Here is a 23,320-nt window from a genome sequence, read left to right as displayed (position 1 = left end):
CTTGCCCCGCGATGAGGCCTCAGAATGCATGTACAAGGATGCTCGATGTTCGACTGGAACGATCTGCGGTTTTTCCTCGAGTTGCAGCGCAGCGGCCGGCTGCTGACCGCCGCCAAGCGCCTCAACACCACCCACAGCACCGTGGCCCGGCATATCGAGAGCATCGAGAAAAGCCTGGGCACGGCGTTGTTCGTCCAGCACGCCCAAGGCTACGACCTCACCCCCTCCGGCCAGGCACTGCTCAAGCACGCCGAGGCCATGGAGAACGTCGCCCTGCTGGCGCAGGAGGAAATCACCCAGGCCATCACGCCCCTGGGCAAGATTCGCCTGGGGGTCACCGAAGGCATCGGCATCATGTTCTTCACCCCGCGGATGAACGCGTTGTTCGAGCGCTACCCAGGGCTGGAAGTGGAGCTGGTGGCGGTGCCGCGCTTCGTCAGCATCCTCAACCGCGAGGCCGAGATCAGCATCCACCTGGAGCGCCCCAACGCCGACCTGCTGATCACCCGCAAGCTCACCGACTACCGCCTGGCGCTGTACGCCAGCCAAGCCTACCTGGACCGCGCTCCGCCATTACGCAACCGCGAAGACCTGGCCCGGCACAGCTGGATCGGTTACGTCGACGACCTGCTGTTCAGTCAGGAGCTGCTGTTCCTCAACAGCTTCTGCCGCACACCCAGCGTGGCGTTTCGCAGCACCAGCGTGATTGCCCAGCAGCACGCCGCCCAGGCCGGGCTGGGCATTGCCGTGCTGCCCAACTACATGGCCCGCCACGACCCGAAGCTGGTGCGGGTGCTGCCCAGCGAAACCATCCAGCGCAGCTACTGGATCTGCACCCGCCGCGAACTGCACAAGTCGGTGCGCCTGCGGGTGGTGTGGGATTACCTGCTGGCGCTGTGCGCCGCCGAGCAGGATGAGCTGCTAGCCGAGTAGCGCCTTGCCGGCCAGCAGCAGCGCGGCCACCCAGCCCGCCACGGCGAACAGCTGCTGCAGGCGTGGGCCGGCGATGCGGGCGGCGAGCGGCCGCGCCAGCAGCAGGCCGATGACCGCACCGATGGCGAAGGGCACACCCACCTGCCAATGCATCACACCGGCCACGCTGGCGCTGACCACGCTACCGGTGGACACCAGGGCGATCACCGCCAGCGAGGTGGCGACGATGCTGGTCATGCGCAGGTTGGTGTAGCGGTTCAATGCCGGGATGATCACAAAACCACCGCCCACGCCCAGCAGGCCGGACAGCAACCCCGACATCAGCCCGGTAAAGGCCAGGGCCCGGGCGCAGGGCAGGGTCCAGCGCAAGCGGCCCTGCAAGGGGTTGAGCACGCAGGGCTCGATGAAACGATGGGCGTCATTGGCCTCGCCGCGCAGTTGCCTGGCCGCCTTGCGCCAGATGCGCAGGCAGGCGTAAACCAGCACCCCGGCGAACACCAGTGCCAAGGGTGTATTGGGCAATTGATGGGCGAGCATCAAACCAAAGGGCGCGGCGACGATGCCGATCAGGGCGATGAACAGGGCGGCGCGATAACGTACCAGGCCTTCGCGCAAGCCGAGCAGGGCGCCCACCGCCGCCGCCAGGCCAACGGCGAGCAGCCCGATCGGCGCCGCCTCGACCATGCTCAGGCCCAGGCCGAAGACCAGCAGCGGTACCGCGAGGATGCCGCCACCAGCGCCGGTCAGTGCCAGCACCGCGCCAATGATTGCACCGAGCCCGGCGCCCAGCAGCTGATGTTCGATCACTGCTGCGCCTCGACCACCAGCGGCTGTGGCCGCGCCAACCATTCACGACCCTTGAGCATGGCCTTCCAGTACAGCGGCGGCAGGATCTGCGCTTTCAACAGCCAGGCCAGTCGGGTCGGCTTGCGCCCGTCGAGCAACCAGCGCGGGAAGCTCGGCGCCAGCTTGCCGCCATAGGTGAACTCGGCAAGCACGATCTTGCCGCGCTCCACCGTCAGCGGGCAGGAACCATAGCCGTCGTATTGCGCCAGGGTCGGCAGGCGCCCAAGGGCCACCAGCACGTTGTTGGCCACCACCGGTGCCTGCTTGCGGGCGGCGGCGGCGGTCTTGGCGTTGGTGGTGTTGGCCACGTCGCCCAAGGCGTGGATATTGCCGAACTGGCGGTGGCGCAGGGTGTGCGGGTCGACATCCACCCAGCCAGCGGCATCGGCCAGCGGGCTCTGGCGGATGAAGTCCGGCGCCACTTGCGGCGGCACCACGTGCAGCATATCGAAGGCTTCGACGCGGGTTTCGCTGCTGCCATCGGGCAGGGTGCGAACGAAGGTGGCGCGCTTGTTCGGGCCATCTACCGCCGTCAGGCGATGCTGATAGTTGAGGTCGACGCCGTACTTGTCGATGTAGCTCATCAAGGCCGGCACGTAGTCCGGCACGCCGAACAGCACGGCGCCGGCGTTGAAGAAGCTGGCCCTGACATTGCCGAGCTGGCCATTGCGCAACCAGTGATCGCACGACAGGTACAGGGCCTTCTGCGGCGCACCCGCGCATTTGATCGGCATCGGCGGCTGGGTGAACAGGGCGCGGCCTTGCTTGAGCGTCTGCACCAGTTCCCAGGTGTAGGGCGCCAGGTCGTAGCGGTAGTTGGACGTGACACCGTTGCGCCCGAGTGTGTCGCTCAAGCCTTCGATGTCGCTCCAGTCGAGCTTGAGGCCCGGGCATACCACCAGCTGTTCGTAGCTGACGGCTCGACCACCTTCGAGCAGGACCAGTTGCCCATGGGGGTCGAAGCCTTCGACCCGCGCCTTGATCCAGCGCACCCCACGGGGCAGGGTGGCGGCCATGGTCTGGGCGGTGCTCGGGGCCTTGAACACACCGGCGCCGACCATGGTCCAGCCAGGCTGGTAGTAGTGCACATCGGCGGGGTCGATCAGGCCGATATCCAGTGACGGGTCGCGGGCGAGCAAGCTCGAGGCGGTGGCGATTCCGGCGGCGCCGGCACCGACGATCACCACTTTATGGTGGTCGGCAGGGGATGAATCGGCAGGGGACAGCAAGGCAGGCATGGCGGTGTTCCTTTGAATCTCGTTATGTAGGTGCTGCGCTTTACAGTTTGTTCAGCGGGATCTTCAGGTAGCTCACGCCGTTCTCCTCGGGCTCGGGATACTGGCCGCTGCGCATGTTGATCTGTACCGATGGCAGGATCAGCACGGGCATGTCGAGGGTCTTGTCGCGGGCTTCGCGCATCGCCACGAAGCTGTCCTGGCTGACGCCTTCATGAATATGAATGTTGTCGGCACGTTGCTCGGCCACCGTGGTGACGTAGCGCAGCTCACGGCCGCCCGGCAGGTAGTCGTGGCACATGAACAACTGCGTCTGGTCGGGGAAGGCCAGCAGCCGACGGATCGACTGGTACAAGGTTGTCGCGCTGGCGCCGGGGAAGTCGCAACGGGCAGTACCGTAGTCGGGCGTGAACAGAGTGTCGCCAACGAACACAGCGGTCTCGCCGGCATCCTGGACCATGTAGCTCATGCAGGCCGGCGTATGCCCGGGGGTGTGCAGGGCGCGGGCATGCAGGTTGCCGATACGGAAGCCTTCCTCATCGACGAACAGTACATCGAACTGGCTGCCGTCGCGGGCGAACCCGGGCTCGGCGTTGAACAGGGTGCCGAACACTTTCTGCACCTGGGTGATCAGTGCGCCGATGCCGGTATGGCCGCCGAGTTTTTCCTTGAGGTAGGCCGCTGCGGACAGGTGGTCGGCATGCACATGGGTTTCCAGGATCCACTGAACCTTGGCGCCCAACTCATTCACGCGGGCAATCAGTTGGTCCGCGGATGCCGTGCAGGTACGTCCGGACTTGGGGTCGTAGTCGAGCACGCTGTCGATCAAGGCGCACTGACGCGTCTCAGCGTCCATCACCAGGTAACTGATGGTCGAGGTGGTCTTGTCGAAGAATGCTTCAACATGAAGGTTGTTGCCGATGATCATTGCGCTCTCCAGTTATCCACCGTGCCTCCTTGAAGGCTTAGGCAGTGAACGATGCTTTATCAAGATGCATGCCATGCCTTTCTGATGGGCACGGCGCCCCGTAAATGTGGCATTGCGTCAGGGTAGCCTGCAGGTCAGCGCGCTGCCGCACCGCCAAAGGTGACAGTTGCTGGCAGTCGACTGTCAGCCAATGGCAGTGATTGGCAGTCCTTGCTACGCTCGGCGGGTCTTTCATCTGGTGCTGTCATGCTTGCCGCTTCCCATCCCGCGATTCTCGCGCTGGTGTCCTACCTCGAACACGATGTGCTCCCCAGCATCATCCTGGACACCGACTACAACATCCTTGCCGCCAATGCTGCTTACCGCCGTCAGTTCGGCAGCGACGGTCATGCGCCTGTGGGCGAGAAATGCCACCGGGTCTCGCACCACTATGCAGTGCCTTGCGACCAGGCCGGCGAGCACTGTCCGCTGCGCAAATCGCTGGACAGCAAAGTCCCCGAGCGTGTGCTGCATATTCATCACACACCTCGCGGCCCCGAGCATGTAGATGTGGAACTGCGGCCAATCCTCGATGAGCAGGGAAGGGTGGTGGCCTTCGTCGAGCGACTGACCAGCGTCACCCTGGCATCGGCGCAACCTCAGGAGCAGGGTTTGGTGGGGCGTGCAGCGGCGTTCAAAGCGGCCGTCGCCAGCCTGCAACGGGCGGCACCGGCGCAGATTCCGGTATTGCTGCAGGGTGAGTCCGGTACCGGCAAGGAGCTGTTCGCCCGCGCGTTGCACCTGGGAAGCCCCCGAGCCAACGGGCCGCTGGTAGTGGTGGACTGTACGGGTTTGACCGAGCCTTTGTTCGAGAGCGAGTTGTTCGGCTATGAGAAGGGCGCCTTCACAGGCGCGACTCAGCGCAAGATCGGCCTGGCTGAGGTGGCCCATGGCGGCACCCTGTTCCTTGACGAAATAGGCGAAGTGCCGCTGGCCATGCAGGTGAAGCTGTTGCGGTTGATCGAGTCCGGCAGTTTCCGTCCAGTCGGCAGCACGCGCACGGTTCATTCGGATTTTCGTTTGGTCTCGGCAACCCACAAGCCACTCAAGGAAATGGCTGCTGATGGCACATTCCGGGAAGACCTGTACTACCGCATCAGTGGTTTCCCGATACGGTTACCGGCCTTGCGTGAGCGGGCTGAAGACTTGCCTTTGCTCTGTGAAAGCCTGTTGCAAAGGATGGCGGGCAAGCAGTCTCCCAAGGTGACCGATGAAGCACTCGAACGACTCAGCCTGCATAGCTTCCCCGGTAATATTCGCGAGCTGCGAAATATTCTGGAACGGGCTCGCCTGTTTGCCGATGACGGCCTGATCCGCCCCGAGCATCTTCCCGAGGGCATCCATCCGGTGGTTGATCACAAGGCTTTGCGTGGTCGCAAAGAACATGAAATGCCGCAGTTGGCCCATGCGCTGGAAACCTTCAGGGGGTCTCGAAGCGAACTAGCCGCGTATCTGGGCATGAGCGAACGTACGCTTTATCGGCGTCTCAAAGCCTTGGGACTTTGAAGCGTTCCACGTGGAACACTCATCAGACTGCGCCTCAGCGCACTCGCTCGGCAGTTTGGCCCGAGCGAGTGCAACTCCTGTAAAAGGTTAAAGACGCCTCGCCGGCGAAACTGAATTAAAGCGTCAGCGTGCCTACGATCAAGGTGATGCTCAGGGTGGAAACCAGCGTGGTCCAAGTGATCATGGATGCCATGGCCGGCGCGTCTCCGCCCATCTGCCTTGCCAAGATGTAAGCGTTACCGGCACAGGGAACACAGGCATAAAGCAGCGCCACATTGGCAGCCACACCCGAAGCGCCCATTGCCAGCAATAGCCCGAACGTGATGATTGGCATCAGCATCAACTTTAGACCGACCACATAAACAGTGGCCAGCACACGGTTAGCCTGCAGATTGAACATCAACCCAGCGCCTACCGACATGAGACTCAACGGCGTCGCAGCGCCGGCGAGGTAGGTCATGAACTGCTCGATAGCGCCGCCGAAACTTAGGCCCAGGCCGTTCATTAGCAATCCAAGTATTGCTGCGATGATCAGCGGATTCTTTGCCAACGCGCCAAACATGCCGGCCAGTGATTTCCTGCCGGTATCTCCGAAGTGGTTCAGGACCAGCACACTCATGACATTGGTCAGCACAATCAGGTAAGCGACAAACACTCCAGAGAGTGCTACGCCTTCCACCCCATAGAGGGAATGAGCCAAGGCAATGAACACGTAGGAGTTGTAGCGAACCCCTCCCTGGAAGATCGAGGTGAACAGATCGTTCCTGGTTTTGACGAAAACCCGCCCGAGGAAGATCAGAGTGCCAACAGCCAGCGTCGCCATCATGGTGGCGGCAATGGCCACTGAGGTTTCACCACCGGCAAAATCTGCCCTGCTGACATCCAGTATCAACAAGGCAGGGAAGAACAGGTAATAGACCAACTTGTCCACATACTTCCACCAGCCATCGTCAGTCAGGACCCAGCGCTTGCTGGCATGGCCGACCACAATGAGCAGGAAGATTGGCAGTATCGCGAAGAGGCTGTTGATCATAGTGCTTGGGCTCGTGGCATGAATACTCGAGACTTGACCATTTCCAGCCGACGGTGGCTCCAGAGACTTTTGCTGACAAAGACCCGCTGTACCCAACGTAACGGGTTGGACAAGGCATCCAAAGTCGGTTCGAAGCTATCGCGCGCATGTAGTGTGAAACGGTTGTCGATGTACAGTAGCCGCCCTGGCATGATGTCCAATCCCACCGATACCTGCCTGATCGCCTCACAGAACCGCGCCATCGCATCAGCTGCCGGTTTGCTTAAGACCTCGACCATGTCTGGGTAAAACACTGCGCTGATCTCGGGGAAGTCCAGATCGCCACTTAGCATCGGAACCGGCTCGGTAGCCAATTCGCCTTGGGTTCGCCAGCGATGGGGTACCTTGATTCGATACAACGGCTGACGCAAGCACTCTACCTCGGACTCTTCGAGCAATCCGAGCGCATCACGTGCATCGGCAAGACGCGTCAGCGGCCCGGCCGGGTCGTGGCGAACACCGGCCAATAGCAATCCAAGCGGAGAGAAACTGGCGTTGTCCATGTACTTCAGCGCTGCGTTCTCAATATGAAAATTGAGCTCGACCTCAGACCCCAAGCCCGTGTACTCGCGTTTGGCTGAAGGGCTGGGGATAAGGTTATTGACGATGTCAGCCCCTTCAAACTGAATCGAGTAGGGCTCACCGATCAGAGAAGCAAACGCCATGATCAGATTTTCACTCAGCGTGCCGCTCTTGGCCGCGGGAGTGAATACCCCGGGGTCTGGGGTCGTGAAAACCGCCTCGTCGGTCGGCAGGTTTTCGAATATCAGATAGGGTTTCGGTCGCAGCGAAGCACGTTGGTTGGCCAGCACATCAATCACCCTGCGGGGCAGGTGTGAAGCCGCCATGATGCGCAGATCGGTGATGTAGTTCTGCCCGCCCTGGGGATCATAATTGACCTTGCCAAGACCGCTGGCCAGTTGATTGCGTTCACTATCGGTCAGTGGGTATACACAGGTGCTATCCATCTTGCTTAGTCCTCATTCGCTAATATTTGCGTCCAGGCTGACGCCCTGACTCTTGTGCAGAATGTATGAACTGGCGGGCGCAGGATGTAGGAGGAAGCAAGCAGCAGGGAAGCTGAGAGGGATCAGAGCCGTAGGATCTGTTCCACGTGGAACGAAAAAGGCCAACCCAAATGGGTTGGCCTTTGCGGATATAGCGCAGTCGGGCTGGGTTAGAAGTCCAGGTTGGACACCGACAGCGCGTTGCTCTCAATGAACTCACGGCGCGGTTCGACCGCATCACCCATCAAGGTGTTGAACAGCTGGTCTGCGGCGATCGCATCTTCAATGGTGACCTTCAGCATGCGGCGCACGGTCGGGTCCATAGTGGTTTCCCACAGCTGGTCCGGGTTCATCTCACCCAGCCCTTTGTATCGCTGGATGGTGTGGCGCTTGGTGCTTTCGTTCATCAGCCAGTCGAGCGCTTCCTTGAACTCGGTGACCGACTTGCGACGTTCGCCACGCTTGACGTAGGCACCCTCACCCAACAAGGTACCGAGGTTTTCGCCGAGAGCGACGACGCTGCGGTAGTCATTGCTGCCGAAGAAATCACGGTTGAAGGTCACGTAGCTGGCGAGGCCGTGGGAGGTGGTTTCCACCACGGGCAGCCAGATATTACGTTCCTTGTCTTCGTGCAAGGCAGCCTTGTACACCAGACCGGAACGCTGGCTGTTGTCCAGGCGCAGTTGGAATGCTTTCAGCCACTCGTCCATCTGTGCCTTGTCAGCCAGTTGCTCGAGGGTGACTTTCGGCAGGTAGATGAAGTGCTCGGTCAGCTCTTCCGGGTACAGACGCGACAGGCGCTTGAGTGTCTTCATCACGGCGCGGAATTCGTTCACCAGCGCTTCGAGCTGTACGCCCGAAACGGCAGGTGCCGACTCGTCCAGGTGCAGGCTGGCATCTTCCAGGGCCGACTGGGTCATGTACTCTTCCATGGCCTCGTCGTCCTTGATGTACTGCTCCTGCTTGCCCTTCTTGACCTTGTACAGCGGCGGCTGGGCGATATAGATGTAGCCGCGCTCGACCAGCTCCGGCAGCTGACGGAAGAAGAAGGTCAGCAGCAGGGTACGGATGTGCGAACCGTCGACGTCAGCATCGGTCATGATGATGATGTTGTGATAGCGCAACTTGTCGATGTTGTACTCTTCGCGGCCGATGCCACAGCCCAGGGCGGTGATCAAGGTACCGACTTCCTGCGACGAGATCATCTTGTCGAAGCGGGCTTTCTCGACGTTGAGGATCTTGCCCTTCAGCGGCAGGATCGCCTGGGTGCGACGGTTGCGGCCTTGCTTGGCCGAACCACCTGCGGAATCACCCTCCACCAGGTACAGTTCGGAGAGGGCAGGGTCCTTCTCCTGGCAGTCGGCCAGTTTGCCCGGCAGGCCGGCGATGTCCAGCGCGCCTTTGCGGCGAGTCATCTCACGAGCCTTGCGCGCAGCTTCACGGGCACGGGCAGCGTCGATCATCTTGCCGACAACGGCCTTGGCTTCGTTGGGGTTTTCCAACAGGAAGTCGGCGAAGTACTTGTTCATCTCCTGTTCCACGGCGGTTTTCACCTCCGAGGAAACCAGCTTGTCCTTGGTCTGCGAGCTGAACTTAGGGTCCGGCACCTTGACCGAGATGATTGCGGTCAGGCCTTCGCGGGCGTCGTCACCGGTGGTGGCGACCTTGTTCTTCTTGGCCAGGCCTTCCTGCTCGATGTAGCTGTTGAGGCTACGGGTAAGCGAGGAACGGAAGCCGACCAGGTGGGTACCACCATCGCGCTGCGGGATGTTGTTGGTGAAGCACAGCAGGTTTTCGTTGAAGCTGTCGTTCCACTGCAGGGCGACTTCGACACCGACACCATCGTCACGCTGGACGTTGAAGTGGAAGACCTGGGAGTTGACCGGGGTCTTGTTGGTGTTGAGGTACTCGACGAATGCGCGCAGGCCACCTTCGTACTTGAAGAACTCTTCCTTGCCGCTGCGTTCATCCTTGAGCAGGATGCCAACGCCGGAGTTCAGGAAGGACAGTTCGCGGATACGCTTGGCGAGGATGTCCCAGCTGAAGTGGATGTTCTTGAAAGTTTCAGCCGAAGGCTTGAAGTGGATGTGGGTACCGGTGGTTTCGCTTTCACCGACAATGGCCATCGGTGCCTGTGGCACGCCATGGACGTAGGTCTGCTCCCAGATCTTGCCGCTACGGCGAACGGTGAGCACCAGCTTCTCGGACAGCGCGTTCACCACCGAAACACCGACACCGTGCAGACCACCGGAAACTTTGTAGGAGTTGTCGTCGAACTTACCGCCGGCGTGCAGCACGGTCATGATGACTTCGGCTGCCGACACGCCTTCTTCTTTATGCACGTCGACCGGGATACCACGGCCGTTGTCGCGGACACTGATGGATTCGTCGGTGTGAATGATGACGGTGATGTCATCGCAGTGCCCGGCCAGGGCTTCGTCGATGGAGTTGTCGACCACCTCGAACACCATGTGGTGCAGGCCGCTGCCGTCATCGGTGTCGCCAATGTACATGCCGGGACGCTTGCGTACGGCATCCAGCCCTTTCAGCACTTTAATGCTGGAGGAGTCGTACGTTTGATTTTCGCTCATGCCTTCACTCCCGATGGTCGTGGGTCTGGGTGATACGGCCCTGTTCCACGTGGAACAAAGCGACTGGCGTTTCCGTTTGCCAGCCTTCCCTCAGAAATTCGTGGTCTACACAGGTGATGAACACCTGGCAGTTCAATTCTTCAAGCAAGCGGCACAGGGCGCGGCGGTGCTGCTCGTCCAGTTCGGACGGCAAGTCATCCACCAGATAAATACACTGACCACGACGAACCTGGCTGACCAGATGGCCCTGGGCAATTCGCAGGGCACAGACAACCAGCTTCTGCTGCCCGCGCGAAAGGATGTCGGCCGCGTTGTTTGCACCCAATCGCAGGCGCAGATCAGCACGCTGTGGCCCGGCCTGGGTATGGCCCATCTGCTGATCACGAAGGAGAGAGGTAGCGAGGACTTCGTTGAGTTCCCGGTCCTTGTCCCAGCCTCGGTAGTAGCTCAGGGTCAACCCTTCCAGCTCGACCAGTTCGCTCAGGGTTCGCTCGAAGACGGGCTTCAAGGCCTTGATATAGTTGCGACGGTATTCATCTATCTCCGCACTGGCGAGACACAACTCCCGATCCCAGGCGGCTTGCGAAACGGCGTCAAGTGTACCATGCCGCAGCCATGAGTTCCGCTGCCGCAGGGCCTTCTGCAGGCGTTGCCAGGTGGCCATGAAGCGTGGTTCCACGTGGAACACGCCCCAATCGAGGAACTGCCGGCGTACCTTGGGCGCCCCTTCGAGCAACCTGAAACTGTCGGGGTTGATCAACTGCAGGGGCAGCATTTCGGCGAGCTGCGCAGCACTGCGTGCGTTCTGCCCGTCAATACGGATGGTGAAATCACCTTGGCGTTCACGCGAAACGCCCAGGTTGCTTGTGCCACCTTCAGCCAGTTCTACCTGGCCAAAGACCGTGCAGGTGGGCTGTTCGTATTGAATGACCGGGTTCAACCGCGTGCTGCGGAACGAGCGCGCCAGCCCAAGCAAGTGCACGGCTTCGAGCACGCTGGTTTTGCCGCTGCCATTGTCGCCGTACAGGATGTTGATGCGGGGGGAGGGTGAGAGGGTCACCGGGTGCAGGTTGCGCACCGCGGTGACCGAAAGCCGTAGAAGGGACATTTCGCCTGCTACGGGTTACAGACGCATCGGCATGACAACGTAGGACGAGTCATCATTGCCGGCTTCCTGTACCAGGGCGCTGCTGTTGGAGTCCGACAGAATCAGGCGCACCTGCTCAGTGGTCATGACACCCAGCACGTCCAGCAGGTAGCTGACGTTGAAACCGATCTCCAACGAGCTGCCGTTGTAGTCGACGCTGATCTCTTCTTCCGCTTCTTCCTGCTCAGGGTTGTTGGCCTGGATCTTCAACTGGCCAGCCGCCAGTTGCAGGCGAATACCACGGTACTTCTCGTTCGACAGGATCGCGGTACGGCTGAACGCTTCACGCAGCGCCTGACGATCGCCGACCACCAGCTTGTCGCCGCCTTTTGGCAGCACGCGCTCGTAGTCCGGGAACTTGCCGTCGACCAGCTTGGAGGTGAAGGTGAACTCACCGGTGGTAGCGCGGATATGGTGCTGGCCAAGGACGATGCTGACCATGCCTTCCGGGTCGGTGAGCAGGCGCGCCAGCTCAAGGATACCTTTGCGCGGCACGATGACCTGGTGACGTTCGGCCTGGCCGATCGGTGCCTGCATGGCGCACAAGGCCAGGCGGTGGCCATCGGTAGCTACCGCGCGCAGGGTGTCGGTCGACACTTCCAGCAGCATGCCGTTGAGGTAATAGCGCACATCCTGCTGGGCCATGGCGAAGCTGGTGCGCTCGATGAGGCGGCGCAGCTTGCTCTGTTCCAGGTTGCAGGTCAGCGAACCCGGGCCTTCTTCCACGGTCGGGAAGTCATTGGCGGGCAGGGTGGACAGGGTGAAGCGGCTGCGGCCGGCCTTGACCAGCAGTTTCTGCTCGTCGACCTTGATGTCGATCAGCGCATCGCTGGGCAAGCTCTTGCAGATGTCCATCAGCTTGCGCGCCGGGACAGTGATCTCGCCCGGCTCGGCAGGCTCTTCCAGCTGAACGCGGCCAACCAGTTCGACTTCCAGGTCGGTACCGGTCAACGACAGCTGCTGGCCTTGTACCACCAGCAGGACGTTGGACAGGACCGGCAAGGTCTGGCGGCGCTCGACGACGCCTGCGACCAGTTGCAGGGGTTTCAACAGGGCTTCGCGTTGAATGGTGAAATGCATGGTCTAGTCCCTTGCCTTCAATTAGCTACGCAGACGGCCATCAGGTCGTCAGTGTGCGCAGCAGGTTCTTGTAGTCCTCGCGGATGTCCGCGTCGGATTCCTTCAATTCGTTGATCTTGCGGCAGGCGTGCAGCACGGTGGTATGGTCGCGGCCGCCAAACATGTCGCCGATTTCCGGCAAGCTGTGGTTGGTCAGCTCCTTCGACAGGGCCATGGCCACCTGGCGCGGGCGCGCTACCGAGCGCGAACGGCGCTTGGACAGCAGATCGGAGATTTTGATCTTGTAGTACTCGGCCACGGTGCGTTGGATGTTATCCACACTCACCAGTTTGTCCTGCAGCGCCAGCAGATCCTTGAGCGATTCACGAATCAGCTCGATGGTGATATCGCGGCCCATGAAGTGCGAGTGAGCGATCACCCGCTTCAAGGCACCTTCGAGTTCACGTACGTTGGAACGGATGCGTTGGGCGATGAAGAACGCGGCATCGTGCGGCAGCTCGACCTTGGCCTGGTCGGCCTTCTTCATCAGGATCGCCACGCGGGTTTCCAGCTCCGGTGGCTCGACAGCCACCGTCAGGCCCCAACCGAAGCGCGACTTCAGGCGCTCTTCCAGGCCTTCGATCTCTTTCGGGTAGCGGTCGCTGGTGAGAATCACCTGCTGACCGCCCTCGAGCAGGGCGTTGAAGGTGTGGAAAAACTCTTCCTGCGAACGCTCCTTGCGGGCAAAGAACTGGATATCGTCGATCAGCAGCGCATCGACCGAGCGGTAGAAGCGCTTGAATTCGTTGATCGCATTCAGTTGCAGGGCCTTGACCATGTCGGCGACGAAGCGCTCGGAATGCAGGTAGACGACCTTGGCATTCGGGTTCTTCTTCAGCAGGTGGTTACCCACAGCATGCATCAAGTGCGTTTTACCCAGGCCGACACCGCCATACAGGAACAGTGGGTTGTAGCCGTGCTTGGGGTTGTCCGCGACCTGCCAGGCAGCCGCACGGGCCAACTGGTTAGACTTACCTTCCACGAAGGTTTCGAAGGTGAAGGTGCGGTTCAGGTAGCTGGTGTGCTTGAGCGCGCCTTCGACCTGCACCGTACGTTGCTCGGTGCGACCGGTTGCAGCGGGTGCCGAGCTGGGCTCGGCCATGCTGTCGAAGCTGTTGCGCGAAGCGGACTCTTCGATGTCGCTGGTAACCGGCTCGGCCACCGGCGCCATGACCGGCTCGCTCGGCAGCACCATCGGTGCGGCAGGCTGAACCTGAGCCTGCTGCGCCAAGGTTGCGGCGACGGCGGCGCTTACCGGCGCATTCGGGGCAGCCCGCGCAGCAGAACTGCGACGGCTACCTATTAATAAGGAAAGCGCCGGCGCAATGCCGTTGCCGTTTTCGCCCAACAGCTCGAGCAGACGACCCAGGTACTTTTCATTGACCCAATCGAGCACGAAGCGGTTGGGCGCGTAGACGCGCAACTCGTCGCCTTCGGCTTCGACCTGTAGCGGACGGATCCAGGTGTTGAATTGCTGGGCAGGCAGTTCATCGCGCAGAAGCTCCACGCACTGCTGCCAAAGTTCCACTGACACGGATATCCCCTGAGTTGAAAGCCGGATGAGGCAAAACAAACCGCCATTGTACCGGGCGGGCGGTCAGTTATCCACATATGAGGCCGTATGCAGACCCGGTGAACAAGCCAAAATCCGACCAAAACATCACCTTGCGGTGTGAATAAGCCCTGTGGATAACGCTACATGAGGGCTATGCACAACCCTGAGCCCCGACCTGTGGATAATTCACCTGTGGATAAATGGCGTTTTGCTGCACAGGTTTTACGCAGGCCCGGCACAGAGAAGGCACCTGTTACCGACAAGGTTTCAAATCTCTGTACAGCTTGCAGATATTGGGCTGCGTCGTGTTATCCACAGAAGGTTATCCACTTAAGATCTATAAGTTCTTCAGAAAAGCTTTTTATATGCCTTTCTTATTTTTTTCATTTTGAGCGTTGGTATGCAGCCCCTTCCTTGGCCAAGCCTGACCGCTGACCACTGGGCACCCTTCATAAGGAATGGCTGGTTGGAAATTGACCTATGGGCTTGCTTTCTCTAGAATCGCCGATCTCTTAAAAAGGGGGCCCTTCCGGCCCGTTGTCGACCAACCCAGGTAACACGCCATGAAACGTACTTTCCAACCAAGCACCATCAAGCGCGCACGCACCCACGGTTTCCGTGCCCGTATGGCCACCAAGAACGGCCGCGCCGTTCTGTCGCGTCGTCGTGCCAAAGGCCGTAAGCGTCTGGCCATTTGATTTTTCGGCACAGGTGGTGAGTCAGGACTTCAGTCGGGAAAAGCGACTGCTTACACCCCGGCACTTCAAAGCGGTCTTCGACTCCCCAACCGGCAAGGTTCCAGGGAAAAACCTGCTTATCCTTGCCCGCGAGAACGGCCTCGATCACCCACGCCTCGGCCTGGTGATCGGCAAAAAGAGCGTCAAGCTCGCCGTTCAACGCAATCGCCTGAAACGCCTGATGCGCGATTCGTTCCGCCTGAACCAGCAGCTGTTGGCGGGTTTGGATATCGTGATCGTCGCGCGCAAGGGGTTGGGCGAAGTGGAAAACCCAGAATTGCACCAACACTTTGGCAAGCTCTGGAAGCGACTGGCTCGCAGTCGGCCCTCTCCAGCGGTCAACGCCAATCCCGCAGGGGTAGACAGTCACAATGCGTAAACTGGCCCTCGTTCCGATCCAGTTCTACCGTTACGCCATCAGCCCCCTGATGGCCAGTCACTGTCGTTTCTATCCCAGCTGTTCCTGTTACGCATACGAAGCCATCGAAAACCATGGCCTCTTGCGTGGTGGGTGGCTGGCCGTTCGTCGCCTGGGGCGTTGTAATCCGTGGAACGACGGCGGTTTCGATCCCGTTCCACCAGCTCCTTCCTCCCGAACTTCTTCGATAGCCGAGTAATCATGGATATTAAACGCACGATCCTGATCGTCGCCCTGGCAATCGTGTCCTACGTCATGGTCCTCAAGTGGAACCAGGACTACGGCCAGGCTGCCCTGCCGACTCAGAATACTGCTGCCAGCACTGCTGCCCCGGCCTTGCCGGATACCGTCCCGGCCGGAACCGCCGGCGCCAGCGCCGATGTGCCGAGCGCCAATGCTGAATCCAGCCCTGCGGAACTTGCTCCGGTTGCCGTCAGCAAGGACCTGATCCGGGTCAAGACCGACGTCCTGGACCTGGCTATCGACCCGGTCGGTGGTGACATCGTCCAGCTGACCCTGCCGAAATACCCACGCCGTCAGGACCATCCGGACATTCCGTTCCAGCTGTTCGACAACGGTGGCGAGCGTGTCTACCTGGCACAAAGCGGCCTGACCGGTGTCAATGGCCCGGATGCCCGTTCCACTGGTCGCCCGCTGTATGCCGCGGAGCAGAAGAGCTTCCAGCTGGCCGACGGCCAGGATCAACTGGTCGTCGACCTGAAGTTCAGCGAGAACGGCGTCAACTACATCAAGCGCTTCAGCCTCAAGCGCGGTGAGTACGACCTGACCGTCAGCTACCTGATCGACAACCAGAGCGGCCAGGCGTGGAACGGCAACCTGTTTGCCCAGCTCAAGCGCGACGCCAGCGGCGACCCGTCGTCGAGCACTGCCACCGGCACCGCTACCTACCTGGGCGCTGCCCTGTGGACAGCTGCCGAGCCGTACAAGAAAGTGTCGATGAAAGACATCGACAAGGGCAGTTTGAAAGAAAATGTGACCGGCGGCTGGGTAGCCTGGCTGCAGCACTACTTCGTGACCGCCTGGATCCCGGCCAAGGGCGACAACAACGCCGTCCAGACCCGCAAGGACAGCCAGGGCAACTACATCATCGGTTACACCGGCCCGGCACTCAGCGTTCCTGCTGGCGGCAAGGTCGAAACCAGCGCCATGCTGTACGCCGGCCCGAAGATCCAGTCCAAGCTCAAAGAGTTGTCCCCAGGCCTGGAACTGACCGTCGACTATGGCTTCCTGTGGTTCATTGCCCAGCCGATTTTCTGGCTGCTGCAACATATCCACAGCCTGCTGGGTAACTGGGGCTGGTCGATCATCGTCCTGACCATGCTCATCAAGGGCCTGTTCTTCCCGCTGTCGGCTGCCAGCTATCGCTCGATGGCGCGCATGCGTGCCGTGGCGCCGAAGCTTGCTGCACTGAAGGAACGCTTCGGTGACGATCGCCAGAAGATGTCCCAGGCGATGATGGAGCTGTACAAGAAAGAGAAGATCAACCCGCTGGGCGGCTGCCTGCCGATCCTGGTGCAGATGCCGGTGTTCCTGGCCCTGTACTGGGTACTGCTGGAAAGCGTCGAGATGCGCCAGGCCCCATGGCTGCTGTGGATCACCGACCTGTCGATCAAGGATCCGTTCTTCATCCTGCCGATCATCATGGGCGCGACCATGTTCATCCAGCAGCGCCTGAACCCGACGCCGCCGGATCCGATGCAGGCCAAGGTGATGAAAATGATGCCGATCATCTTCACCTTCTTCTTCCTGTGGTTCCCGGCTGGCCTGGTGCTGTACTGGGTTGTGAACAACTGCCTGTCGATCAGCCAGCAGTGGTACATCACTCGCCGTATCGAGGCCGCGACCAAAAGCGCAGCCGCTTGACAGGCCGCTACGCTAGCCTGTGAATAAAAACGCCCCCTCGTGGGGCGTTTTTGCTATCTGTCTTTCGAATTCGTTGTAGAGGCTTCGAGCATGAATACTGTGCGTGAAACCATCGCCGCCATTGCCACTGCCCAGGGCCGCGGCGGTGTCGGTATCGTCCGCTTGTCCGGCCCACTGGCCAGCCAGGCCGGGCAGACCATCACCGGCCGCAGCCTGACCCCGCGCCACGCCCACTATGGCCCGTTCCGCGATGCCGATGGCCTGGTGCTGGACGAGGGCATCGCGCTGTTCTTCCCCGGGCCGAATTCTTTCACCGGCGAGGATGTGCTGGAGCTGCAGGGCCATGGCGGCCCCGTGGTGATGGACATGCTGCTGCAGCGTTGCCTGCAACTGGGCTGCCGTCTGGCGCGGCCGGGCGAGTTCAGCGAGCGTGCGTTCCTCAATGACAAGCTCGACCTGGCCCAGGCCGAGGCCATTGCCGACCTGATCGAGGCGAGCTCTACCCAGGCCGCGCGCAATGCGTTGCGCTCGCTGCAGGGGGCGTTCTCCAAGCGTGTGCATGGGCTGACCGAGGCGCTGATTGCCTTGCGTATCTATGTCGAAGCCGCCATCGACTTCCCGGAGGAGGAAATCGACTTTCTCGCCGATGGCCATGTGTTGCGCATGCTCGATGATGTGCGCACCGAGTTGTCCACAGTGCAGCGCGAAGCCGGGCAGGGCGCCTTGCTGCGCGATGGCATGACCGTGGTCATCGCTGGCCGGCCGAATGCCGGCAAGTCCAGCCTGCTCAACCAGCTGGCAGGCCGTGAAGCGGCGATCGTCACCGATATCGCCGGCACTACCCGGGACATCCTGCGTGAACATATCCACATCGACGGCATGCCGCTGCACGTGGTCGATACCGCAGGACTGCGCGATACCGATGACCATGTGGAAAAGATCGGCGTAGAGCGGGCGTTGAAGGCCATCAACGAGGCCGATCGGGTGCTGTTGGTGGTCGACTCCACGGCGCCTGAAGCCAGCGATCCTTTTGCCCTGTGGCCAGAATTCCTCGATCAGCGCCCGGATCCGGCCAAGGTCACGCTGATCCGCAACAAGGCCGACCTCAGTGGCGAGCAGGTTGGCCTGGAGCTGAGTGACGACGGGCATGCAACCATCACCCTGAGTGCCAATGACAGCGACATGGGCCTGGACTTGCTGCGTGATCATCTCAAGGCCTGCATGGGCTATGAACAGACCGCGGAAAGCAGCTTCAGCGCGCGCCGTCGCCACCTGGAAGCGCTGCGCCAGGCCAGCAGCCATCTTGAACATGGCCGTGCTCAGCTGACCCTTGCCGGCGCGGGTGAGTTGCTGGCCGAAGACCTGCGCCAGGCTCAGCAAGCCCTGGGTGAAATCACCGGGGCATTCAGCTCGGACGATCTGCTGGGGCGAATCTTCTCCAGCTTCTGCATCGGCAAGTAATCCCTTCTCGGCTCCCCCTGCAAGCGCTGCCTGGCGCTTGTTGCGGGGGACCATGCGGTAACTCCCCCCCCTGATCCTTCGCTATACGACCGTTCGTCGCCTGATATTTTCATCAACAGGCAGGCGAGCGCTCCGCCTGTGCTCTGTGGAAAACTCGCCTTCAGCTCCGTTGATAACCACGCTTTTTTGTTGAGGAAAATGCGGCCTGTGGGTAACAGCTACTTTCATCCACAGGTTAAACAATCTTGTCCAGACCCCACAGGGCTACTTAGACCCAGGGTTATGAATTGCTGTAAGTCCCGTAGCTAAAGGCCTAAATACAGTTATCAACAGGCAGGCAGGGCCCTAAACATAAACATAAAAACAAAGCTTTTATAAATTTTTCTTCTTTGATTTCTATTGCCTGCCATTCATCCACAGGCTGATCAAAATTTGCTCAGACGGTTTCTTTGAAGGGGGGTAAGTCCCTATACTTGTCCGCTTACCTTCTCTATTCGTAAAAACAGGCACGAGGTGCGTGGTGGATTTCCCTTCCCGTTTTGAAGTGATCGTCATCGGCGGCGGCCATGCCGGTACCGAGGCTGCGCTTGCGTCTGCACGCATGGGTGTGAAAACCCTGCTGTTGACCCATAACGTGGAAACCCTCGGTCACATGAGCTGCAACCCGGCCATCGGTGGCATCGGCAAAAGCCATCTGGTCAAAGAGATCGATGCGCTTGGCGGCGCCATGGCGCTGGCCACCGACAAGAGCGGCATCCAGTTCCGCATCCTGAACAACCGCAAGGGCCCGGCCGTACGTGCAACCCGGGCACAGGCCGACCGCGCCATCTACAAGGCGGTGGTGCGCGAAATCCTGGAAAACCAGCCGAACCTGTGGATATTCCAGCAGTCCTGCGATGACCTGATCGTCGAGCAGGACCAGGTGAAAGGGGTGGTCACGCAGATGGGCCTGCGTTTCTTCGCCGAGAGCGTGGTACTGACCACTGGCACCTTCCTCGGTGGACTTATCCACATCGGCCTGCAGAACCACTCCGGCGGTCGCGCCGGCGACCCGCCTTCGATTGCCCTGGCCCACCGCATGCGTGAACTGCCGCTGCGCGTCGGCCGGCTGAAAACCGGCACACCGCCGCGCATCGATGGCCGCTCCGTGGATTTCTCGGTAATGACCGAGCAGCCCGGCGACACGCCGATCCCGGTGATGTCGTTCATGGGCAATGCCCAGATGCACCCGCGCCAGGTCAGCTGCTGGATTACCCACACCAATGCGCGCACCCACGAGATCATTGCCTCGAACCTTGACCGTTCGCCGATGTACTCGGGTGTGATCGAAGGCATCGGTCCGCGCTATTGCCCGTCGATCGAAGACAAGATCCACCGCTTTGCCGACAAGGAAAGCCACCAGGTGTTCATCGAGCCGGAAGGCCTGACCACCCATGAGCTGTACCCCAACGGTATCTCGACTTCGCTGCCGTTCGACGTGCAGCTGGAGCTGGTTCGCTCGATCCGCGGCATGGAAAACGCCCACATCGTTCGCCCGGGTTACGCCATCGAGTACGACTACTTCGACCCGCGCGACCTCAAGTACAGCCTCGAGACCAAGGTCATCGGCGGCCTGTTCTTCGCCGGCCAGATCAACGGCACCACCGGTTACGAAGAGGCCGGCGCCCAGGGCCTGCTGGCTGGGACCAACGCCGCGCTGCGCGCGCAGGGCCGCGAAAGCTGGTGCCCGCGCCGTGACGAGGCCTACATCGGTGTGCTGGTAGACGACCTGATCACCCTGGGTACGCAAGAGCCCTACCGCATGTTCACCTCGCGCGCCGAATACCGGCTGATCCTGCGCGAAGACAACGCCGACCTGCGCCTGACCGAAAAAGGCCGCGAGCTGGGGTTGATCGACGACGAGCGCTGGGCCGCTTTCAGCGCCAAGCGCGAAGGCATCGAGCGCGAGGAGCAGCGGCTGAAAAGCACCTGGGTACGCCCGGGCACGCCACAAGGCCAGGCCATTGTGGATAAGTTCGCGACCCCGCTGAACCATGAATACAGCCTGCTCAACCTGCTGGCTCGCCCGGAAGTCGACTACGCTGGCCTGATCGAAGCCACCGGTGGCGACGTGATCGATCCGCAGGTCGCCGAGCAGGTCGAGATCAAGACCAAGTACGCCGGCTACATCGACCGTCAGCAGGACGAGATCGCCCGGCTACGTGCCAGCGAAGACACCCGCCTGCCTGTGGATATCGACTACACCTCGATTTCCGGCCTGTCCAAGGAGATCCAGGGCAAGCTCGGCGAAACCCGTCCAGAGACGCTTGGCCAGGCTTCGCGTATCCCGGGTGTCACGCCTGCGGCGATTTCCCTGTTGCTGATTCACTTGAAAAAACGCGGCGCAGGCCGCGAATTGGAGCAAAGCGCTTGAGTTCCCTGGTCACCCCGCAACACGCCGAAGAGTTGTCCACAGGTGCGCGCCAGCTCGGTGTCGAGCTGAACGCGCAGCAGCACGAACTGCTGCTGGGTTACCTGGCCCTGTTGATCAAATGGAACAAGGCCTACAACCTCACCGCTGTGCGTAACCCGGACGAGATGGTGTCGCGCCACCTGCTCGACAGCCTCAGCGTCATGCCGTTTATCCACAATGACACCCAGCGTTGGCTGGATGTCGGCAGCGGTGGCGGCATGCCCGGCATCCCGTTGGCTATCCTGCATCCGCACAAGCAAGTGACGGTGCTCGACAGCAACGGCAAGAAGACCCGCTTCCTGACCCAGGTGAAAATGGAGCTGAAGCTGGACAACCTCACGGTTATCCACAGCCGGGTCGAAGAGGTTCAGCCCGAGCAGCCGTTCTGCGGGATCATCTCGCGCGCTTTCAGCAGCATGGAAAATTTCACCAACTGGACCCGCCACCTGGGTGACGCCCGCACGCAATGGCTTGCAATGAAAGGGCTGCATCCTGCCGATGAACTGGTAGCATTGCCCGCAGACTTCACAGTGGAAAGCGAGCAGGCCCTGACCGTTCCAGGTTGCCAGGGCCAGCGCCATCTGCTGATACTGCGCCGCAAGGCATGACTGGGAACACACGCAACAATGGCTAAGGTATTCGCAATCGCGAACCAGAAAGGTGGTGTGGGCAAGACCACCACCTGTATCAATCTCGCCGCATCGCTGGCCGCGACCAAGCGCCGCGTGCTGCTGATCGACCTCGATCCGCAGGGCAACGCCACCATGGGCAGCGGTGTGGATAAACACGAGCTCGAACATTCGGTGTACGACCTGCTGATCGGGGAGTGCGACCTGACCCAGGCCATGCACTACTCCGAGCACGGTGGTTACCAGCTGCTGCCGGCCAACCGCGACCTGACCGCCGCCGAGGTGGTCCTGCTCGAGATGCAGATGAAGGAAAGCCGCCTGCGCAACGCCCTGGCGCCGATCCGCGAGAGCTACGACTACATCCTCATCGACTGCCCGCCGTCGCTGTCGATGCTGACCCTCAACGCCCTGGTCGCCTCCGATGGCGTGATCATCCCCATGCAGTGCGAGTACTACGCACTGGAAGGTCTCAGCGACCTTGTGGATAACATCAAGCGCATCGCCGCACGGTTGAACCCGGCGCTGAAGATCGAAGGCCTGCTGCGGACCATGTACGACCCGCGCCTGAGCCTGAACAACGATGTTTCGGCGCAGCTCAAGGAACACTTCGGCGACCAGCTGTACGACACGGTGATCCCACGCAACATCCGCCTGGCCGAGGCGCCGAGCTTCGGCATGCCGGCGCTGGCCTACGACAAGCAATCCCGTGGCGCGCTCGCCTATCTTGCGCTTGCCGGGGAACTGGTTCGCCGTCAGCGCCGTCCATCACGCACTGCACAAACAACTTAAGGAATCCGCATGGCCATCAAGAAACGCGGTCTCGGACGTGGGTTGGATGCACTGCTCAGTGGTCCTTCCGTCAGCGCGCTCGAAGAGCAGGCTGTCAAGATCGACCAGAAAGAACTGCAACAGCTGCCGGTCGAGCTGATCCAGCGCGGCAAGTATCAGCCTCGCCGCGACATGGATCCCGAGGCGCTGGAAGAACTGGCGCACTCGATCCGCAACCACGGTGTCATGCAACCGATCGTGGTCCGCCCGATCGGCGACAACCGTTACGAGATCATCGCCGGTGAGCGCCGCTGGCGCGCCACCCAGCAGGCCGGCCTGGACAGCATCCCGGCCATGGTCCGCGAGGTGCCCGACGAAGCCGCCATCGCCATGGCGCTGATCGAGAACATCCAGCGTGAAGACCTCAACCCGCTGGAGGAGGCGATTGCCCTGCAGCGCCTGCAGCACGAGTTCGAACTGACCCAGCAGCAAGTGGCCGATGCCGTCGGCAAGTCGCGGGTGACCGTGGCCAACCTGCTGCGCCTGATCTCGCTGCCCGAGGCGATCAAGACCATGCTCGCCCACGGCGACCTGGAGATGGGTCATGCCCGTGCCTTGCTCGGCCTGGACGAAGCCCGTCAGGAAGAAGGGGCGCGTCATGTTGTCGCACGTGGCCTCACCGTGCGCCAAACCGAGGCACTGGTGCGCCAGTGGCTCAACGGCAAACCTGATCCGGTCGAACCGAGCAAACCTGATCCGGATATCGCCCGCCTCGAACAGCGTCTGGCAGAGCGCCTGGGCTCGGCGGTGCAAATCCGCCATGGCAACAAGGGCAAAGGCCAGTTGGTCATTCGTTACAACTCGCTTGACGAGTTGCAAGGTGTGCTTGCTCACATCCGCTGAAACAATTCCCGTTGTAGCGTGCAGTCGGAAATCACTACCCAATAGTTGAATAGGGGTTAATCCGCCCCTATACTCTGCGCGCATTTTGTC

At 60.9% G+C, this 23,320-nt stretch carries 20 protein-coding genes; 11 read left to right on the top strand and 9 right to left on the bottom strand.

Annotated elements, in window-relative coordinates; all coding sequences use genetic code 11:
- The first annotated feature begins 45 nt into the window (after positions 1-45).
- Positions 46-933 (top strand): LysR family transcriptional regulator, encoded by an 888-nt coding sequence (locus F6X61_RS12035; RefSeq protein WP_153786817.1) that lies wholly within the window; start codon positions 46-48, stop codon positions 931-933.
- Here the strand turns inward: F6X61_RS12035 and F6X61_RS12030 are convergent.
- Genes F6X61_RS12030 through F6X61_RS12020 form a run of 3 tightly spaced genes read right to left on the bottom strand, consistent with a single transcriptional unit; the run spans position 922 to position 3,942 of the window.
- Entirely contained in the window at positions 922-1,740 is an 819-nt protein-coding gene (locus F6X61_RS12030; protein WP_153786816.1) for a sulfite exporter TauE/SafE family protein, read from the bottom strand. The two genes, F6X61_RS12035 and F6X61_RS12030, sit on opposite strands and share 12 nt — an antisense overlap.
- Positions 1,737-3,017 (bottom strand): FAD/NAD(P)-binding oxidoreductase, encoded by a 1,281-nt coding sequence (locus F6X61_RS12025; protein WP_153786815.1) that lies wholly within the window; start codon positions 3,015-3,017, stop codon positions 1,737-1,739. Before F6X61_RS12025 ends, F6X61_RS12030 begins: the two co-directional genes overlap by 4 nt.
- A 40-nt stretch (positions 3,018-3,057) precedes the next feature.
- The gene (locus tag F6X61_RS12020) at positions 3,058-3,942 is read right to left on the bottom strand and encodes an MBL fold metallo-hydrolase (RefSeq protein ID WP_153786814.1); all 885 of its coding nucleotides are present in this window, start codon (positions 3,940-3,942) and stop codon (positions 3,058-3,060) included.
- 246 nt (positions 3,943-4,188) lie between these two features.
- On the opposite strand from F6X61_RS12020, the gene F6X61_RS12015 reads away from it, so the two are divergent.
- Positions 4,189-5,487, top strand: a complete 1,299-nt coding sequence (locus F6X61_RS12015) for a sigma-54-dependent Fis family transcriptional regulator (protein ID WP_153786813.1) — start codon at positions 4,189-4,191, stop codon at positions 5,485-5,487.
- Between the two features lie 115 nt (positions 5,488-5,602).
- On the opposite strand, the gene F6X61_RS12010 is transcribed toward F6X61_RS12015, so the two are convergent.
- From F6X61_RS12010 to dnaA, 6 genes are all read right to left on the bottom strand, one after another.
- Entirely contained in the window at positions 5,603-6,520 is a 918-nt protein-coding gene (locus F6X61_RS12010; RefSeq protein WP_153786812.1) for an AEC family transporter, read from the bottom strand.
- On the bottom strand, positions 6,517-7,527 hold the full coding sequence (locus F6X61_RS12005) for a TauD/TfdA family dioxygenase (RefSeq protein WP_153786811.1): 1,011 nt from the start codon (positions 7,525-7,527) through the stop codon (positions 6,517-6,519). The genes F6X61_RS12010 and F6X61_RS12005 overlap by 4 nt, the downstream gene beginning before the upstream one ends.
- 209 nt (positions 7,528-7,736) lie before the next feature.
- Positions 7,737-10,157 carry a DNA topoisomerase (ATP-hydrolyzing) subunit B gene (gyrB, locus tag F6X61_RS12000; protein WP_153786810.1) on the bottom strand — a complete coding sequence of 807 codons (2,421 nt, stop codon included), beginning with the start codon at positions 10,155-10,157 and terminating at the stop codon, positions 7,737-7,739.
- 4 nt (positions 10,158-10,161) lie between these two features.
- Positions 10,162-11,265: a DNA replication/repair protein RecF gene (gene recF, locus F6X61_RS11995; RefSeq protein ID WP_125462020.1), complete on the bottom strand. Its 1,104-nt coding sequence runs from the start codon at positions 11,263-11,265 to the stop codon at positions 10,162-10,164.
- A 15-nt stretch (positions 11,266-11,280) separates the two neighbouring features.
- Positions 11,281-12,384, bottom strand: a complete 1,104-nt coding sequence (gene dnaN, locus F6X61_RS11990; RefSeq protein WP_153786809.1) for a DNA polymerase III subunit beta — start codon at positions 12,382-12,384, stop codon at positions 11,281-11,283.
- Positions 12,385-12,424: 40 nt separating this feature from the next.
- Positions 12,425-13,957, bottom strand: a complete 1,533-nt coding sequence (gene dnaA / locus F6X61_RS11985; RefSeq protein ID WP_153786808.1) for a chromosomal replication initiator protein DnaA — start codon at positions 13,955-13,957, stop codon at positions 12,425-12,427.
- A gap of 584 nt (positions 13,958-14,541) precedes the next feature.
- Between dnaA and rpmH the strand changes: the two genes are divergently transcribed.
- The 9 genes from rpmH to F6X61_RS11940 all read left to right on the top strand — a co-directional run bounded on the left by rpmH (position 14,542) and on the right by F6X61_RS11940 (position 23,230).
- Positions 14,542-14,676, top strand: coding sequence for a 50S ribosomal protein L34 (rpmH, locus tag F6X61_RS11980; protein ID WP_003253163.1), 135 nt, complete (start codon positions 14,542-14,544; stop codon positions 14,674-14,676).
- A gap of 13 nt (positions 14,677-14,689) precedes the next feature.
- Positions 14,690-15,094: a ribonuclease P protein component gene (gene rnpA / locus F6X61_RS11975; protein WP_110994058.1), complete on the top strand. Its 405-nt coding sequence runs from the start codon at positions 14,690-14,692 to the stop codon at positions 15,092-15,094.
- Positions 15,087-15,332 (top strand): membrane protein insertion efficiency factor YidD, encoded by a 246-nt coding sequence (gene yidD, locus F6X61_RS11970; RefSeq protein ID WP_101322785.1) that lies wholly within the window; start codon positions 15,087-15,089, stop codon positions 15,330-15,332. Before rnpA ends, yidD begins: the two co-directional genes overlap by 8 nt.
- A 2-nt stretch (positions 15,333-15,334) precedes the next feature.
- Complete coding sequence (gene yidC, locus F6X61_RS11965) at positions 15,335-17,017, top strand: membrane protein insertase YidC (RefSeq protein WP_153786807.1); 1,683 nt, start codon at positions 15,335-15,337, stop codon at positions 17,015-17,017.
- 90 nt (positions 17,018-17,107) lie between these two features.
- The gene (gene mnmE / locus F6X61_RS11960; RefSeq protein ID WP_153786806.1) at positions 17,108-18,478 is read left to right on the top strand and encodes a tRNA uridine-5-carboxymethylaminomethyl(34) synthesis GTPase MnmE; all 1,371 of its coding nucleotides are present in this window, start codon (positions 17,108-17,110) and stop codon (positions 18,476-18,478) included.
- A gap of 520 nt (positions 18,479-18,998) precedes the next feature.
- Positions 18,999-20,891 carry a tRNA uridine-5-carboxymethylaminomethyl(34) synthesis enzyme MnmG gene (mnmG, locus tag F6X61_RS11955; protein ID WP_153786805.1) on the top strand — a complete coding sequence of 631 codons (1,893 nt, stop codon included), beginning with the start codon at positions 18,999-19,001 and terminating at the stop codon, positions 20,889-20,891.
- The gene (rsmG, locus tag F6X61_RS11950; RefSeq protein ID WP_153786804.1) at positions 20,888-21,538 is read left to right on the top strand and encodes a 16S rRNA (guanine(527)-N(7))-methyltransferase RsmG; all 651 of its coding nucleotides are present in this window, start codon (positions 20,888-20,890) and stop codon (positions 21,536-21,538) included. Before mnmG ends, rsmG begins: the two co-directional genes overlap by 4 nt.
- Positions 21,539-21,556: 18 nt before the next feature.
- On the top strand, positions 21,557-22,348 hold the full coding sequence (locus F6X61_RS11945) for a ParA family protein (RefSeq protein WP_110994053.1): 792 nt from the start codon (positions 21,557-21,559) through the stop codon (positions 22,346-22,348).
- Between the two features lie 9 nt (positions 22,349-22,357).
- Positions 22,358-23,230, top strand: coding sequence for a ParB/RepB/Spo0J family partition protein (locus tag F6X61_RS11940; RefSeq protein WP_153786803.1), 873 nt, complete (start codon positions 22,358-22,360; stop codon positions 23,228-23,230).
- Positions 23,231-23,320 lie beyond the last annotated feature (90 nt).

The organism is Pseudomonas sp. EMN2 (genome assembly GCF_009650555.1).
Lineage (GTDB): Bacteria > Pseudomonadota > Gammaproteobacteria > Pseudomonadales > Pseudomonadaceae > Aquipseudomonas > Aquipseudomonas sichuanensis.
Note: the sequence above shows the minus strand (reverse complement) of the source record. Positions and strands in the feature narration are given on the sequence as shown.